Origin of the sequence: Pseudomonas tensinigenes, assembly GCF_014268445.2 — a bacterium.
Lineage (GTDB): Bacteria > Pseudomonadota > Gammaproteobacteria > Pseudomonadales > Pseudomonadaceae > Aquipseudomonas > Aquipseudomonas tensinigenes.
On sequence record NZ_CP077089.1, the window covers coordinates 3,153,508 to 3,169,239 of the forward strand.

At 57.9% G+C, this 15,732-nt stretch carries 11 protein-coding genes and 3 tRNA genes; 10 read left to right on the forward strand and 4 right to left on the reverse strand.

Going from position 1 to position 15,732, the window contains the following annotated elements:
- Both HU718_RS13895 and HU718_RS13900 read right to left on the reverse strand, forming a co-directional pair.
- On the reverse strand, nt 1–282 hold the full coding sequence (locus HU718_RS13895) for a peptidylprolyl isomerase (RefSeq protein WP_003445034.1): 282 nt from the start codon (nt 280–282) through the stop codon (nt 1–3).
- Between the two features lie 96 nt (nt 283–378).
- Entirely contained in the window at nt 379–1,257 is an 879-nt protein-coding gene (locus tag HU718_RS13900) for a lipase family alpha/beta hydrolase (protein ID WP_186616350.1), read from the reverse strand.
- Between the two features lie 334 nt (nt 1,258–1,591).
- On the opposite strand from HU718_RS13900, the gene HU718_RS13905 reads away from it, so the two are divergent.
- Complete coding sequence (locus HU718_RS13905; RefSeq protein ID WP_150707086.1) at nt 1,592–2,671, forward strand: hypothetical protein; 1,080 nt, start codon at nt 1,592–1,594, stop codon at nt 2,669–2,671.
- Between the two features lie 51 nt (nt 2,672–2,722).
- Here HU718_RS13905 and HU718_RS13910 read toward each other — a convergent pair whose 3' ends face one another.
- A complete protein-coding gene (locus HU718_RS13910; protein WP_110719176.1) occupies nt 2,723–3,793 on the reverse strand; it encodes a 3-deoxy-7-phosphoheptulonate synthase in 1,071 nt (356 codons plus the stop codon).
- Between the two features lie 616 nt (nt 3,794–4,409).
- Between HU718_RS13910 and HU718_RS13915 the strand changes: the two genes are divergently transcribed.
- The 8 genes from HU718_RS13915 (at nt 4,410) to HU718_RS13950 (ending at nt 9,336) form a co-directional block, all read left to right on the forward strand.
- Nucleotides 4,410–5,171, forward strand: a complete 762-nt coding sequence (locus HU718_RS13915) for a carbon-nitrogen hydrolase family protein (protein WP_186616351.1) — start codon at nt 4,410–4,412, stop codon at nt 5,169–5,171.
- Nucleotides 5,168–5,611 (forward strand): GNAT family N-acetyltransferase, encoded by a 444-nt coding sequence (locus HU718_RS13920; RefSeq protein WP_150730103.1) that lies wholly within the window; start codon nt 5,168–5,170, stop codon nt 5,609–5,611. The genes HU718_RS13915 and HU718_RS13920 overlap by 4 nt, the downstream gene beginning before the upstream one ends.
- A gap of 127 nt (nt 5,612–5,738) precedes the next feature.
- On the forward strand, nt 5,739–6,380 hold the full coding sequence (gacA, locus tag HU718_RS13925) for a response regulator transcription factor GacA (RefSeq protein WP_016984198.1): 642 nt from the start codon (nt 5,739–5,741) through the stop codon (nt 6,378–6,380).
- A gap of 2 nt (nt 6,381–6,382) precedes the next feature.
- A complete protein-coding gene (gene uvrC / locus HU718_RS13930; RefSeq protein WP_095120948.1) occupies nt 6,383–8,206 on the forward strand; it encodes an excinuclease ABC subunit UvrC in 1,824 nt (607 codons plus the stop codon).
- 32 nt (nt 8,207–8,238) lie between these two features.
- Entirely contained in the window at nt 8,239–8,799 is a 561-nt protein-coding gene (gene pgsA / locus HU718_RS13935) for a CDP-diacylglycerol--glycerol-3-phosphate 3-phosphatidyltransferase (protein WP_007950102.1), read from the forward strand.
- 60 nt (nt 8,800–8,859) lie between these two features.
- Nucleotides 8,860–8,935 (forward strand) — tRNA-Gly (locus HU718_RS13940).
- 45 nt (nt 8,936–8,980) lie between these two features.
- Nucleotides 8,981–9,054: transfer RNA gene (locus HU718_RS13945), tRNA-Cys, on the forward strand.
- Between the two features lie 195 nt (nt 9,055–9,249).
- A tRNA-Leu gene (locus tag HU718_RS13950) sits at nt 9,250–9,336 on the forward strand.
- A 391-nt stretch (nt 9,337–9,727) separates the two neighbouring features.
- On the opposite strand, the gene HU718_RS13955 is transcribed toward HU718_RS13950, so the two are convergent.
- A complete protein-coding gene (locus HU718_RS13955) occupies nt 9,728–9,889 on the reverse strand; it encodes a hypothetical protein (RefSeq protein WP_016984201.1) in 162 nt (53 codons plus the stop codon).
- Between the two features lie 343 nt (nt 9,890–10,232).
- Here HU718_RS13955 and HU718_RS13960 point away from each other — a divergent pair, with 343 nt between their 5' ends.
- Complete coding sequence (locus tag HU718_RS13960; RefSeq protein WP_186616370.1) at nt 10,233–15,716, forward strand: trifunctional serine/threonine-protein kinase/ATP-binding protein/sensor histidine kinase; 5,484 nt, start codon at nt 10,233–10,235, stop codon at nt 15,714–15,716.
- Nucleotides 15,717–15,732 lie beyond the last annotated feature (16 nt).

Sequence of the window (15,732 nt, forward strand, 5' to 3'; positions counted from 1 at the left end):
TCAGTCCTGACGGCTGGTGACTTCCAGCAGGTGATAACCGAACTGGGTTTTCACCGGGCCTTGCACGACGTTGATTGGCGCACTGAAGACCACGGTGTCGAATTCCTTGACCATCTGGCCAGGACCGAACGAACCCAGGTCACCGCCCTGACGGCTGGATGGGCAGGTGGAGTTGGCCTTGGCGACTTCGGCGAAATCGGCGCCGCCTTCGATCTGGGCCTTCAGTTCGTTGCACTTGTCTTCGCTGGCAACAAGGATGTGGCGGGCAGTGGCTTTTGCCATGGGGAAACTCTCCAGTCTATTTCAGTAAAGTGTGGAGCCTACCGGATTCAGTGGGCGAATTCTCGGCAAAGTTCCGTTCGCAGGGGTGCGGGCTGATCAGAGATTCGCAGCTCGCAGGCGCGCGGCGTGTTCAACGTAAAGATCAATCGGATCGAGTTCGCGGATGGCCGCGCCAGCAGTGCGGCGCAGACTGCTCAGGTGATCCAGCGGATAGTCGGAACGGATCACGTGCCCCAGATGAGAGCTGAAACGCCCGACGAAACCGTCATTCTGTTCTCCTTCAGTCATGAAATATTGTGACAGCGCCAGGCAAACGCTGCGTACCGGGTCGCCAATCGGCAGCTCGTCTGTCTCGTTTGTCGGCAACACCCCGCTCCACGAGTAATAGTGCACGCCATTGACCTTTGCTGCGCCATGTCCGCCCCAGGTGCCGGGCAGCCCTTGGGGGAACCTGTCGTTGAAAGTGCCCACGCCCTCGGTTGTCAGTCCATTGAGCGCCGCCAGTGCATTTTGCGGCAGCGTGACGCTACCGCTGAGCAGTGACAGAAAATCGGCAAACAGTGTCGCCACGTTTTGCGCGACGATTTCCGGCAGCCGGCCTGGCACCAGCGCCTTGCGCAGGAAGTCCGCCAGTTCCGAACCGTGGTTCGGGCCGCTGACCGAAGTCACCGAGGCGATGGCGTCTGGCGCAAGCGCCGCAGCGTATCGTGCAGCCAAAGCACCCTGGCTGTGCCCGATGAGATTGACCTTCCTGGCATGCGTGCCGCGCAGGACACTATCGATCTGCTTCAACAGTTGCTCACCCCTGACTTCATTGTCGTGGGTTGCGCTGAGGTGGGGAACGAACACTCGGTTGCCAGCCGCTTTCAGGGCGCTCTTGACGTCATGGAACAGCTCGAAATGGCCGATGCGTTCGAATCCGAACAGGCCGTGTACCAGAAGGATGGGATAACGAGTTGTAGCATTCCGTTGCATGTTCTTACCTTTTTCTCAGAAGTTCATCGGGAAATCTGTGGGCCACTCTAAAACACACAACTCGTTTAAGAAGTAAGAAGAGGCTTCACTTGCCCGTTGAATCTGGACTATGGGCTGTATGATTTTTCGGATACTTGGGAAGTCCAAATCGGAAGATCTGGCGGTCTCGCGCCTGGGCGAAGTCGATTTAGCGTCGGTTGCCTACTGGGCTAGTAGCTTTTACTTCGTGTCTGCGGCGTATTGGGCTGATATCCAGAGCAGGAACAATCGCGTTGAATGTTGACTGTCGACGTCGTCAATGAAGACAGCGTTAGTCCAAGGCATGGAGCCAACAATGAACACGCATGAAATCGAGTTTTGCTACCGGATGCGCCACCCCGCCAGCCCTCTCGCCGCCAAAGAGTTGCTGCCGGCAGCGACGCTCGAATCGCTGGAAGGGCGCGTACTTGATCCTTCGCTGGGCAAAGTCGTCGTCCGTATTGCCCCTTATCCGAACATGGCGTCTGGCGATCAATTGCTTTTGCGCTGGGAAGGGCTTGATATAGAGGGCTTCGCCTATCACCACGAAATGACGCGGCATGTCAGTGAGGCCCAGGTTGGCAAAGACATCATTTTCGTGATCAAGGGGCTGCATATCGCCGCACTGGATGGCGGTTCACTGGAGGTCTACTGGACACTTTTCAGCGCCGGCCTGACCGAGCCCGCATCGTCTGCGCGCGTGCAATTGTCGGTAGGCGATACACGGCCTCAACTGCTGGCTCCACATATTGTGGACGCAGTCGCCGGGACACTGGATCCGGCACGGGTCACGGAAGGTGCACTCGTCACTCTCCAGCCTTATGCCCGCATGGCGGCAGGTGACCACGTTGCGTTGATGTGGTCTGGAGACACCTCGCCTCTATCATTCAGTGATCGATTGAAGGTCGAAGTCTTCGCTGTTGCCGACACCCTGTCTTTCTGGATCCCGCATGAGTACATAGCTGCACATCTTGGAGGCGAGGTGACGGTACGCTATCGAGTCGAGCGAGAGGGTGGTGCGGTGCTCGAATCCGATCCCGCGAGAGTTCTCATCAGCGCCTTGCTGCATGGTCAACTGGACGCACCCGATGTGCTTGAAGCTGAGGATGGCGTGTTATTGGTGCAGGATTGCATTGATGGCGTCACCGTTGTGATCGGCAATGCCCGGACGCAAGAAGGCGAGCTGGTCTATCTCAAGTGTGATGGCGATTTTTTCAATCACCGCGATGACCGCGAAATCACCCGGGAAACCGCCGGCAAGCCGCTTATCTTTATCGTGCCACAACGCTTCTGGCGCGAGCATCACGGGTCGATCGTGCGCGTTGCCTACACGGTTGAGCGTTTGGATGACGTCAGTCAGGAGTCTGCGGTGACGCAGGTCCGGCTGGAGGCGTAGCTGGAGCGGACCACCCTCCGGTTCTTTGACCGGAGGGTAGCGCCGTCAACTTCAGTGGTGCGCGCCAATGCGCTGAGCTGCATCAAGCAGCAATTGTTGCGTTGCGTCAAAGCCGAGACAGCCATCGGTGATCGATACACCGTACCGTAGCGAGGCACTCAGCGGCTGACAACCTTCGAACAGGTGAGACTCCAGCATCATGCCGATCAGGGAGCTATCGCCCTGCAAGCGTTGTTCAAGCACTTCATTGAAAATGCCTGGCTGGCGTAATGGATCCTTGCCGCTGTTGGCGTGACTGCAATCAACCATGATCCGGTTCGGGACCTTCAGCCGGTTCAGGTCAGCGTGGATTCTGGCAATGCTCTCGCGATCATGATTGGGGCCGTGATGACCGCCGCGCAGGACCAAATGAGTATCAGGGTTGCCTGGTGTCTGAATGATCGCCGGGTGACCCTGGCTGTCTACTCCGAAATGCCGATGAGGATGGGCTGCCGAGCGCATGGCATCGACAGCTACGGCTGCGCCGCCGTCGGTGCCGTTTTTGAAGCCTACGGGCATGCTCAAACCACTGGCCATTTCGCGATGAATTTGAGATTCGGTGGTGCGTGCGCCAATGGCAACCCAACTGAGCAGATCGTCAAGGTAGCCGGCCGCCAGAGGTTGCAGCAACTCGGTCGCCACGGGCAGACCGAGGCGGATCATTTCCAGCATCAGTTCACGGGACAGTGCCAGGCCAGCGGCCATGTCATCACTGCCATCCAGGTGCGGATCGTAAGCCAGGCCTTTCCAGCCAACGGTAGTGCGCGGCTTCTCGACGTAGGCTCGCATCACCAGGAGCATTCTGTCGCTGACCTGTTCGGCCAGTCGTGACAGTTTGCCGGCATATTCGAGTGCAGACTGGGGATCGTGAATAGAGCAGGGACCGACGATTATCAGCAGACGCTGATCATCACCGTTGAGGATCGCTCGAACCGCCTCGCGATGGGCGGCGACTTGTTGGCTCAAGGCATTGCTCAAGGGCAATTGCTGTTTGAGTTGCAACGAACTGGGCAGACGCACGGTCAGCGCTTCGTTGGCGCAATCGAGGGTGGACAATGGCAGAGCAGAAACGGACGAGTTCATATTCGGTCTTCCTGGGCTGGCGGCGGGTTCTTCCCGCGCGCTCGGCCCTACTGGGGTGTTCGACAATTGGCCGTATTGGCAATGTGGGCGTGTTTGCCACCTGTAGGTGACCGATCGGAGGCGGCAGGCTGTCCCGAGCGGAGACTGGTAAATCGCCAGGCGCTAAAGCTGTCGTAACGGTAATAAGTGGCGTAGTTCATTTCGTGAATCCTCAAAGTATCTGGTGTGTTGCTGAAAAAGTTCGGGGCTGAAAAAACAAAACCCCCGGTCGGGAGGCCGACCGGGGGTTGAGAAATCTCTGGTAGGCGACCCGTTATCATGGGCGCCGTTTGGGTATCAGGCGCGCCAGTGGCTAAACCAATACCCAAAATAAAAGCTGACCGGAGCGCAAACGTCATTCACCCGGGCAGCCGCAACCGAGCGCAGGGCGCTGGCGGTACGAAGCTGTGAGAGGGTGTTGAACATGGTTTGTCTCCGATGAGTGGGCCGAGCTTACTAGAGGCCGATGTGGCTCAGCAATCAGAAATTGCTATCGCGTTATCAACAAAATGCCTATTGCCTGATTTGGGCAAGAGTGGTGACACTCAGCGTTTTGCTTGATTGCCAAGGATGAACCGTGTCGACACTGACCATTGCCGCTGCCCAAAGCCTCTCCCTTGCCGGGGACCTCCCCGGGAATATTGCCCGACATTGCCGCTTCATCGAGACAGCAGCGGAGCAGGGTGTTGAGTTACTGGTTTTTCCCGAGTTGTCGCTGACTGGCTATGAAGGAGATGCGGCCGCAGCGTTGGCGATCGAACCGCAAGATGCCGTGTTGCAACCTCTTAGGGGTTTGGCCCGAAAGCTTGGGGTAACTGCCATTGTCGGTATGCCCATCCGGTTGGAGGGCAGTGTTTCGGCGCTGATCGGCGCTCTGGTTCTGGGCGCGGATGGTTCTCTCGGCGTGTACAGCAAGCAGCATTTGCACACGGGCGAGGAACTTGTTTTTGCACCCGGTTTCGGTGGCCCGACGCTGAATATCAACGGGGACGTCGTCGCGTTGGCGGTGTGCGCCGATTTCACGCATGCCAGCCATGCCGCGGCGGCCGCCGATCAGGGCGCTAACCTGTACGCAGCCGGTGTATTGATCAGCGAGAAAGGTTACGCAGTTGATACGGTAATACTTCAGGGCTACGCCCGGCAACACTCGATGGCTGTGCTAATGGCCAATCACGGTGGGCTGACCGGCGGTTGGCAATCCACCGGGCGCAGTTGCATCTGGTCTGAAGACGGTTCGCTGATTGTTGCCGCTCCGGGGACGGGCGATCTTCTGGTTGTCGCTCAGCGTAATGAAGGTGTATGGCAGGGACGGGTTGTTCCTGTTACGCAAGCCCGATGACATTCCAGTTGCGTCTTGCCGCTCCAGAAGACCTGGGATTTGCCCGCGATCTCACCTGTCAGAACATGCTGCGTTACTACATTCACCATGACCTGTTATGGCAGGATGAAGCGTTTGACGTAGCGTGGTCGGGGCGGCAGAACTGGCTGATAGTGAGGGGTGAGCTGGCGCTGGGGTTTCTCAGTCTCAGCCGGGATCTGCGTGCACTCTACATTCGGGAGTTGCAGATTGCTGAAGCGTTTCAGGGGCAGGGCGCTGGTTCCTGGGCGATTGATCAGGTTATCGACATGGCCATTAAAGAAAGGCGCCGGGCTCTGCGCCTTACCGTGTTCGAAAATAATCCGGCAAGAAACTTGTACGAAAGAAAAGGACTACAGGTTCAGGGTGCGGACGAGTGTTTTCTGCGAATGCAGCTTGATATAAGTACACCTGTGCTCTGAAACCCGCAGCCGGCAAGCCTTCAATGATGAATTGAAACTTTTTAAATGAAGCTTTCCGCTAGGTCTGTGTGGCACTTTTTGCTAAGGTGTCCGGCATCCCAATATGACCATATCGCGAGGTGTCTGCTTGATTAGGGTGCTAGTGGTCGATGACCATGATCTCGTTCGTACAGGCATTACACGTATGCTGGCCGATATCGATGGCTTGCAAGTGGTTGGCCAGGCCGAATCCGGGGAAGAGTCCCTGATCAAGGCCCGAGAGTTGAAGCCCGATGTGGTGCTGATGGACGTCAAGATGCCTGGCATCGGCGGCCTCGAAGCCACGCGCAAACTGTTGCGCAGTCATCCGGATATCAAAGTGGTCGCGGTTACGGTGTGTGAGGAGGATCCTTTTCCGACACGCTTGCTGCAGGCTGGCGCTGCGGGGTATCTGACCAAGGGTGCGGGTTTGCCGGAAATGGTTCAGGCGATTCGCCTGGTGTTTGCCGGACAACGCTATATCAGTCCGCAAATCGCCCAGCAATTGGCGATCAAATCCTTTCAACCGTCCAACGATTCTCCTTTCGATGCCTTGTCCGAGCGCGAAATTCAAATCGCGTTGATGATCGTCGGCTGTCAGAAGGTGCAAATCATTTCCGACAAGTTGTGCCTGTCGCCGAAAACCGTGAACACCTATCGCTACCGTATTTTCGAGAAGCTTTCGATCAGCAGCGACGTCGAGTTGACACTGTTGGCGGTTCGTCACGGCATGGTTGATGCCAGCCTCTGACCATGACTGACACATTCGATTCCGGCGCGTTTCTGTCGACAGTCAGCGGCCGCCCGGGCGTCTATCGCATGTTCGACAGCGATGCACGCCTGTTGTACGTGGGCAAGGCCAAAAATCTGAAAAAACGCCTGGCCAGCTACTTTCGCAAAACCGGTCTGGCGCCTAAAACCGCAGCGTTGGTGGGTCGCATTGCGCAGGTCGAAACGACCATCACCGCCAACGAAACCGAAGCGCTGCTGCTTGAACAAACGCTGATCAAAGAGTGGCGGCCGCCGTACAACATCCTGTTGCGCGACGACAAATCCTATCCCTACGTGTTTCTGTCCGACGGGCAGTTTCCGCGCCTGAGCATTCATCGCGGGGCCAAAAAAGCCAAGGGCAAGTATTTCGGTCCTTATCCGAGCGCCGGCGCCATACGCGAAAGCCTGAGTCTGCTGCAAAAGACCTTCTTCGTTCGCCAGTGTGAAGACAGCTACTACAAGAACCGTACCCGGCCATGTCTGCAGTATCAGATCAAACGCTGCAAAGCGCCTTGCGTCGGGCTGGTCGAGCCTGAGGTCTATGCCGAAGACGTGCGTCACTCGGTCATGTTTCTTGAGGGGCGCAGTCACGCGCTGACCAACGAATTGTCGACGGCGATGGAAGAGGCGGCGATCAACCTTGAGTTCGAGCGAGCTGCCGAGTTGCGCGATCAGATCGCGCTGTTGCGCAGGGTCCAGGATCAACAAAGCATGGAAGGCGGCACAGGAGATATCGACGTCATCGCGGCTTTCGTCAACCCGGGTGGTGCCTGCGTGCATTTGATCAGCGTCCGCGGCGGGCGCGTGCTGGGCAGCAAGAATTTCTTTCCGCAAGTCGGTATCGAAGAGGATGTGTCGGAGGTCATGGCCGCGTTTCTCGGCCAGTACTTCATCAGCAGCCCCGAGCGGGATTTGCCGAGCGAACTGATCGTCAATGTGGTTCACGAAGATTTTCCGACGTTGATCGAGGCGATCCACGAGTTGCGTGGCCGAGAGCTGGCCATCAGTCATCGGGTGCGTGGTACACGTGCGCGCTGGCAGCAACTGGCCGTGACCAACGCAGAGCAGGCATTGGGCGCACGCCTGGCCAACCGTCAACACACGGCAGCGCGGTTTGAGGCATTGGCCGAAGTGTTGAATCTGGATGAGCCGCCGCAGCGTCTGGAGTGCTACGACATCAGTCATTCCAGTGGTGAGGCAACGGTTGCTTCCTGCGTGGTGTTTGGCCCGGAAGGCGCAATCAAGTCGGACTACCGGCGCTACAACATCGAAGGAGTCACGGCGGGTGACGACTATGCCGCCATGCATCAGGCCCTTACACGACGCTTCAGCAAACTCAAGGAGGGCGAGGGCAAGCTGCCGGACATCCTGCTGGTCGACGGTGGCAAGGGTCAGCTGTCGATGGCTCGTGATGTTCTCAATGAACTCGCCGTGCCGGATCTGATCTTGCTGGGTGTCGCCAAGGGGGCCACGCGCAAGGCAGGCTTCGAAACGTTGTATCTAAATGATGCGGCGCATGAGTTCACCTTGCGTGGCGATTCGCCGGCGCTGCACCTGATTCAACAAATCCGCGATGAGGCCCACCGTTTTGCAATTACCGGACACCGCGCCCGCCGCGGCAAAACCCGCCGTACGTCAACGCTGGAAGGCGTTGCGGGCGTTGGCCCGACCCGGCGTCGCGACTTGTTGAAACATTTTGGTGGATTGCAGGAGCTGACTCGTGCAAGCATCGAAGAGATCGCCAAAGCCCCGGGGATCAGTAAAAAGCTCGCAGAGTCGATTTATGCAAACCTGCATAGCGAGTAGAATGCCCCTTCACCTCGTAGCCAGTTGTGCCGATGAATATCCCTAATCTGATTACCGTTCTACGCGTTCTGCTCATTCCGATCTTCATTTTGCTGTTCTATCTGCCTTATCAGTGGAGTTACATGGCCTCCGCCTCGGTGTTTGCCTTTGCGGCAGCGACTGATTGGCTGGACGGCTACCTGGCGCGCCGCCTCGAACAAAGCACTCCGTTCGGGGCGTTTCTCGATCCGGTGGCCGACAAACTCATGGTCGCCGTGGCATTGGTGCTGCTGGTGCAGGAGCACGGCAATCTGTGGCTGACTTTGCCTGCGGCCGTCATCATTGGTCGCGAGATCGTCGTTTCGGCACTGCGTGAATGGATGGCCGAACTCGGCGCCCGTGCTCACGTCGCAGTCTCGAACCTGGGCAAATGGAAAACCGCTGCGCAAATGCTGGCACTGGTAATCCTGTTGGCCAATCCAAAGGACTTCAGCTTCTGGGTGATATTGGGTTACGCGTTGTTGATGGTGTCCGCAGGCCTGACTTTATGGTCGATGGTTCAATACCTTCGTGCGGCCTGGCCACATCTGAAAACCGATGTTGAAAAGAAATAAAACTTTTTTGAATCAAAGGGTTGACGGGGCTTCTGAAATCTATAGAATGCGCCACACCAAGCGGGAATAGCTCAGTTGGTAGAGCACGACCTTGCCAAGGTCGGGGTCGCGAGTTCGAGTCTCGTTTCCCGCTCCAGTTTGTACGTGTTTGTTGTTGTGCTACTGACAGCAAATGCTTTGAGGCCGAGTAGCAAAATGGTTATGCAGTGGATTGCAAATCCACCTACGCCGGTTCGATTCCGACCTCGGCCTCCACTATAAACAAGCTCCGTAGATCCATGATTTACGGAGCTTTTTTATTTCCAGTGCGCTGCAAGATTTAGTTTTGAAAAGCGGCCACTGCGAACTTGCGTCACCGGGAAGTGATGTATATATTTCCCGCTCTGCTGCCAAAGCCCGATCCTGTCAGGATTGCGAATCGGCGGTTGAAGAGAGCAAAACCGCGCTACCGCCCGAATGGCGAAACTGGTAGACGCATGGGACTTAAAATCCCCCGCTCGTAAGGGCGTGCCGGTTCGATTCCGGCTTCGGGCACCATATACGCTATTCAGTTCTTCTCCAGACCTATCAGAAAGCTCCGCTGGCATAGACCTGACGGGGCTTTTTCTTTGTCCGCGCCTACACACCTTTCTTTTTTGTACATCATTCAGTCTTTCCCCGGTTCGATATGACTGTGAGGGCGGCTGCAAGATTTTGATAAATCAACGCCAGGGCGAGTTTGTCCGGCTTGAGTAATGTCTCTGACATTCCCCCAATATCTTCCACCTTCAAGCAACCCCTTGCGGGGTCATTGCACACAGGCCCATGAGCCATCTGGCCACGCGGATGAAGAAAAGTAACGAAGAAACCCGGCCTGGCGCCGGGTTTTTTATTTGCGCTGATCAGGAAGCAAAAAGCCCGAGCGTCGCCGGGCTTGTCAGGCGAAACGTCAGCGCGAATCTGCCTCGCGCGCGATCTCGGCGGCAGATCTTTCCCTTCGTCTGCGAAGCCAACTGTAAAACGCATGAACCGGGTGCAGAAAGGCCACAAGCACGGCCAGCAACATGATGATGAAGATGATAATCAGCGGAATGCTTTCGTGCGAGAACATGGTGGGTACTCCTGTAGTCACTATGTCGGAACCGCAGGGTAGACGCGTTGCTCGCTGTTTTCGATGAACGTATGTTCATCCCCGGGTGCTTGATCTGTGCTACGACAGGGCTCGCGGCAATCTTTGATTTGCGCAGGGAGCACGCACCACAATCTGTAGAACTGCCCCCTCTGCTAACACCTATGGTTGATTGCCGCATATCGGTTTTCCTGCAAAGATTTTCTGTCGATTTTTTCTTCGCGTTTCTCTCAGCTACGGTTAGCAATGGCGCCAGCTGGCAGCCAGGTAACGGTGTCCGATGATCAAGCATTTACCAATGGCTGCGATGGCGATGAATGAAGGTATGCAGGTTCTGTGGGACGACGGAGAGCGCATGTTCTGTCGGCGCAAACATGCGGGTGACGGTCTGGACGTGAACGTTCTCATTGCCTCGACGGCAGCGGAGCAACCTTGGCGCACCACCCTTGATCGCCTGGCCCACGAGTATTCACTCAAGGATGAACTGCAGAGCCCGTGGGCGGCTCGCCCGCTGGAGTTGCTGCGTGAAAATGGCACAGTGCAGCTGGTGCTCGAAGACCCCGGTGGCGTGCTGCTTGCCGAATTACTTTCGGCGCCGATGCAAACCGAGACTTTTTTGCGGTTGGCCATCAGCATCTCCGTAGCGCTGGGCAAGCTGCACAACTGCGGGCTGATTCACAAAGACATCAAGCCTGCCCATATTCTGGTCAACTGTGACGATGGTCACGCACGGCTCACCGGGTTCGGCCTGGCGTCGCGATTGCCTCGCGAGCGGCAGGCACCGGAACCGCCCGAGACGTTGTCCGGCACGCTGGCGTATATGGCCCCGGAGCAAACGGGGCGGATGAATCGCTCGATTGATTCGCGCAGCGACCTCTATGCCTTCGGCGTCACTCTCTATCAAATGCTCACCGGTTCGCTGCCTTTTGCTGCGGCTGACCCGATGGAGTGGCTGCATTGCCATATCGCGCGCAAGCCAATGCCACCGAATGTGCGTGTCACCACCGTGCCCGAAATGCTTTCGCAGATCGTCATGAAGTTGCTGGCCAAGACCGCTGAAGAGCGTTACCAGTCCGCGACCGGGGTCGAGCAGGATTTGCGCCGCTGTATGCAGCACTGGCAACGGCAGCAGTCAATCAGCGAATTTGCGCTGGATGAGCGGGGGATGTTCGACCGCTTGCTGATTCCCGAGAAGCTTTACGGGCGCGAATCCGAGGTCGAGACCCTGATTGCCGCTTTCAAACGCATGACGGTCAGTAGCCAGCCCGAGTGGGTGTTGATCTCCGGTTATTCGGGCATCGGCAAGTCTTCACTGGTCAGCGAATTGCATCAAACCTTGATTCCGGCACGCGGGCTGTTTGCTTGTGGCAAATTCGACCAGTACAAACGCGATGTGCCCTATTCGACGCTGGTGCAGGCTTTTCAAAGCCTGGTGCGCACGTTGCTGAGCAAAAGCGACGCCGAGTTGGCCGGTTGGCGCGATGAATTGCTGGCGGCGCTCGGCGCTGAGGCGTGGCTCATGACGGAGCTGATCCCGGAACTCAAGTTGATCATCGGAGAAGTGGCCGCAGTCGCTGATCTTGAACCGCCTCAGGCGCAGCGACGCTTCCTGCGGGTATTGCGCAGATTCATCGGCGTGTTTGCCCGGGCCGAACATCCATTGACGCTTTTTCTTGACGACTTGCAGTGGCTGGACCTCGCCACGCTCCACTTGCTTGAGGAGCTACTGACCCGGTCGGACGTGAAGTATTTGCTGTTGATTGGTGCTTATCGCAGCAATGAAGTCGATGCCTCGCACCCGTTGACGGCTCGGCTGCAGTCGATAAAAACGGCGGGGGGGCGGGTGCAGGAGATGACTCTGGCGCCCCTTGCCCGGTCGCACATCGAGCAGTTGCTCGCGGAGTCGTCACAGTCCGAACGTTCCTGCATCGCGCCGCTCGCGCAATTGATTCTGGACAAAACGGCGGGCAATCCCTTTTTCGTCATTCAGTTTTTGCAAACGCTCGTCGAGCAGGGCCTGCTGGCCTACGACCATGAAGTCCGACGCTGGGTCTGGGATGCAGACTGTATTGATGCTCAAGGTTATACCGATAACGTGGCCGATCTGATGATCGGTAAACTGGCACGGTTACCCGCCCAGACGCAGCAAGTCTTGCAGCAGTTGGCGTGCCTGGGCAACGTCGCTGACCTCGCCACGCTCTCAACCGTTCTAGGCGTGGCTGCCTCGCAGATTCATTCACTGTTGTGGGAAGCGGTTCGTCACGAACTGATCACGCGTCAGGATAACGTCTATCGATTCGTTCACGACCGGGTTCAGGAAGCGGCTTATCTGTTGATTGAAGAAACATCCCGCGCGCAAAGCCATCTGCGAATCGGTCGAATATTGGTCGCACGGACGCCAGCACGAAAGCGCGAAGAAGCGATTTTCGAGATCGTTGGCCAGCTCAATCGTGGCGCCGTATTGATGGACGAACAGGAGGAGCGCGAACAACTGGCACAGTTGAACCTGTTGGCGGGGCAACGCGCTCGGGCTTCGACGGCCTACGCATCGGCGCTGAAGTATTTCGCCCTCGGTTCAGACCTGCTGGGGGACACAGGGTGGGAGTGTCAGCGTCAATTGCTGTTCGCTCTGGAGTCTAGCCGGTCCTTGTGCGAATTTCTCACCCGGCAGTTGCCTGCCGCCGAAGCGCGCTTGAAGCGCTTATCACGACGCGCCCTGACACTGCCTGAACGCACTCAGGTCGCCTGCCTGCAAGTCGATCTCTACCTGATGCTGGATCAGAGTCACGACGCGGTGGCGGTCTGTCTAGCGTTCCTGCGTCATCTGGGCATCGATTGGCCGGCACATCCCGGTGACGCAGAGGTGGAAGATGAATACCTGCGCATCGAGCGTCAGCTCGGCGGCAGACGCATCGAGGCGTTGATCGACCTGCCGCCCATGGAGGACGCCGTTGCTCTGGCCACTCTTGAGGCGTTATCCAAGCTGATTGTGGCGGCGCTGCACATGGACGGTAATCTTCCCGGCCTGGCTATCTGCCGAGCGATCAACCTGAGTATCGAGCACGGTAATAGCGATGCTTCGTGCGTGGCCTATGCCAACGTTCCGAGGATCGCCGGACGGCGTTTTGCCGATTACCCGGCGGGTTTGGCTTTCGCTGAACTTGGCTGTCGACTGGTCGAGCGGCGAGGCCTGGAGCGTTATCAGGCGCGCACTCAACTGGCGTTTTTGCTGTTTGCCCAACGCTGGGTTCAACCGGTGCGCACCTGTGTTGCGCCATTGCGTCAAGTGTTCGAGGTGGCCAACCGCACGGGCGATTTGCCGGTCGGCGCTTTCGCCGGTAACAGTCTGGTCTCCAATCTGTTGGCCACTGGCGAACCGTTGGCCGAACTGCAAGGCGAAGCCGAACGCGGTCTGGCCTACGCCCGGAAAATAGGCTTTGGTCTGGGCATCGATTTCATCGAAGCACAGTTGGGGTTTATCCAGATGCTGCGTGGCCAGACGCGGCCTTTCGGCCGACTCGAAGCTGCGCCACCTTCTGACCTTGGTAACGAGCATCGCCAGACATCCACTTCGCTGGTGTCCGCTTGTTGGCGTTCGATTCGCAGGTTGCAAGCCAGCTATTTCGCGGGTGATTACCCAGCGGCTACCCAGGCGGGCCTGATCGCTCAGAAGTTGTTGCGGTCGTCACACGCATTCATTGAAGAGGCCGAATACTCCTTCTACAGCGCCCTGACAGCTGCCGGCCTGTGCAGCGCTGCCTCTGCCCAAACCCGACAGGCATCCCTTGCAGACATTGGCATGCACCATCGGCAACTGCAGGTGTGGGCTGATCTCTGCGCGCAGAACTACGCCAGTCACGCCACGCTGGTGGCCGGTGAAATGGCACGTATTGAAGGCCGATACCTGGACGCCGAGCAGGCCTATGAACAGGCTATTCATCTCGCGCAGAGCACTGGGTTTTTGCATATCGAAGCTCTGGCCAATGAACTGGCGTCGCGCTTTTATGCGCAGCGTGGCCTGGGAAAAATTGCCCGAATGTACCTGCAGGATGCCTGTTACGGCTATCGACGCTGGGGAGCCGAGGGCAAGGTTCGGCAACTGGAGGCTGACCATCCGTTTCTGCGCGTCGAACAACCGGTACTCGGGCCGACCACCACAATCGCCACACCGGTCGAACAGCTGGACCTCGCCACAGTGCTGAAGGTCTCGCAAGCGGCGTCCAGTGAGATCGTCCTGGAGCGGCTGATCGAAATGATCATGCGCACAGCCATCGAACAGGCGGGCGCCGAACGCGGTGTGTTGATCCTGACGCAGGCCGGTGAACAGCGGATTGTTGCCGAAGCGACGACCCGCGATGACACCACGCAGTTGGCCCTTCGTGATGAGCCGGTGAGTGCGGCGCTGATACCTCAGTCGATCCTTTTCCATGTGCTGCGTACCCAGGAGAATCTGTTTCTGGATGACGCGCTGGCCGAGCCGCCGTTCGCCGTCGATCCTTACGTCATCGAGCACTGCGCACGCTCGGTTCTGTGCCTGCCGCTGATGCACCAGGCGAAGCTGATCGGCGCGTTGTACCTGGAGAACAATCTGAGCTCGCGAGTGTTCAGCCCGACGCGGATTGCAGCGTTGAAACTGGTCGCTTCGCAGGGTGCCATCTCACTGGTCAATGCGCGTCTGTACCGTGATATTGCAGTGCGCGAGGCGAAAATCCGTCGTCTGGTTGACGCCGATATCATCGGCATCTTGTTCTGGACGACTGAGGGCGAGATTGTCGAAGCCAATGACGCATTTCTGCGCATGGTCGGTTACACGCGCGAGGATGTGGTTTCGGGGCGTGTGCGGTGGCGAGAAATGACCCCGCCGGAGTTTCGCGATGTCAGCGAAACGGCCATGGCCGACGCCGTGCGAACCGGGCACGCGCCGCCATTCGAGAAGCAATACTTCAGGAAGGATGGCAGCCGCCTGCCGGCGCTCGTCGGTCTGGCCATACTTGAAAGCAGTCAGCAGCAGGGCGTTGCGTTCGTCCTTGATCTGACCGAGCGAAAACTCGCCGAAGCCAGCAATCGCGCCAGCGAGCAGCGTTATCGCGAGATTCAGGCGGAACTGGCGCATGCCTGTCGCGTCGCGACGATGGGCCAGCTTGCCGCATCGATCGCTCACGAAGTCAGTCAACCGCTGGCCTCGACACTCGCCAGTGCGCAGGCGGCGGTACGTTGGCTGACCGCCCAGCCAGCGAACATCGAGGAAGTGCGATTGTGCCTTGAACGTATCGTCAAGGATGCCAATCGGGGCAGTGAGGTATTGGCGCGCATTCGCGGGCTGATCCGCAAATCGCCACAACCCAGGGAGTCGGTCAACCTCAACGACGTTATCGGCGAAGTCATTGAAATCACTCGCGGTCAGGCCCAGAAGGGCGATGTAGCGGTTCATCTGCAGCTGTTGCCCGGGTTGCCTCGGGTCAACGGCGATCGGGTCGAACTGCAACAGGTGGTGCTCAATTTGATGATGAATGCGCTGGAGGCCATGGGCAGCACAAGTGCCGGCGAGAGAGCGCTGGGCTTGCGCACGCAGATCACGGAGACGGGGCAGGTATGGGTCAGCGTCAGCGATTCCGGGCCGGGGTTCGGCGCGCAGTCCTGTGAACATCTCTTCACGCCGTTTTACACCACCAAACCCAGTGGCCTGGGCATGGGCCTGGCGATTTGCCGATCGACCATCGAGATCCATGGCGGGCAACTCTGGGCCTGCGCCAACGAACCCTGCGGTGCGATTGTTCAGTTTGTCCTGCCCGCCGAAATGGTTGGTTGACTGGCTCATCGAGCAG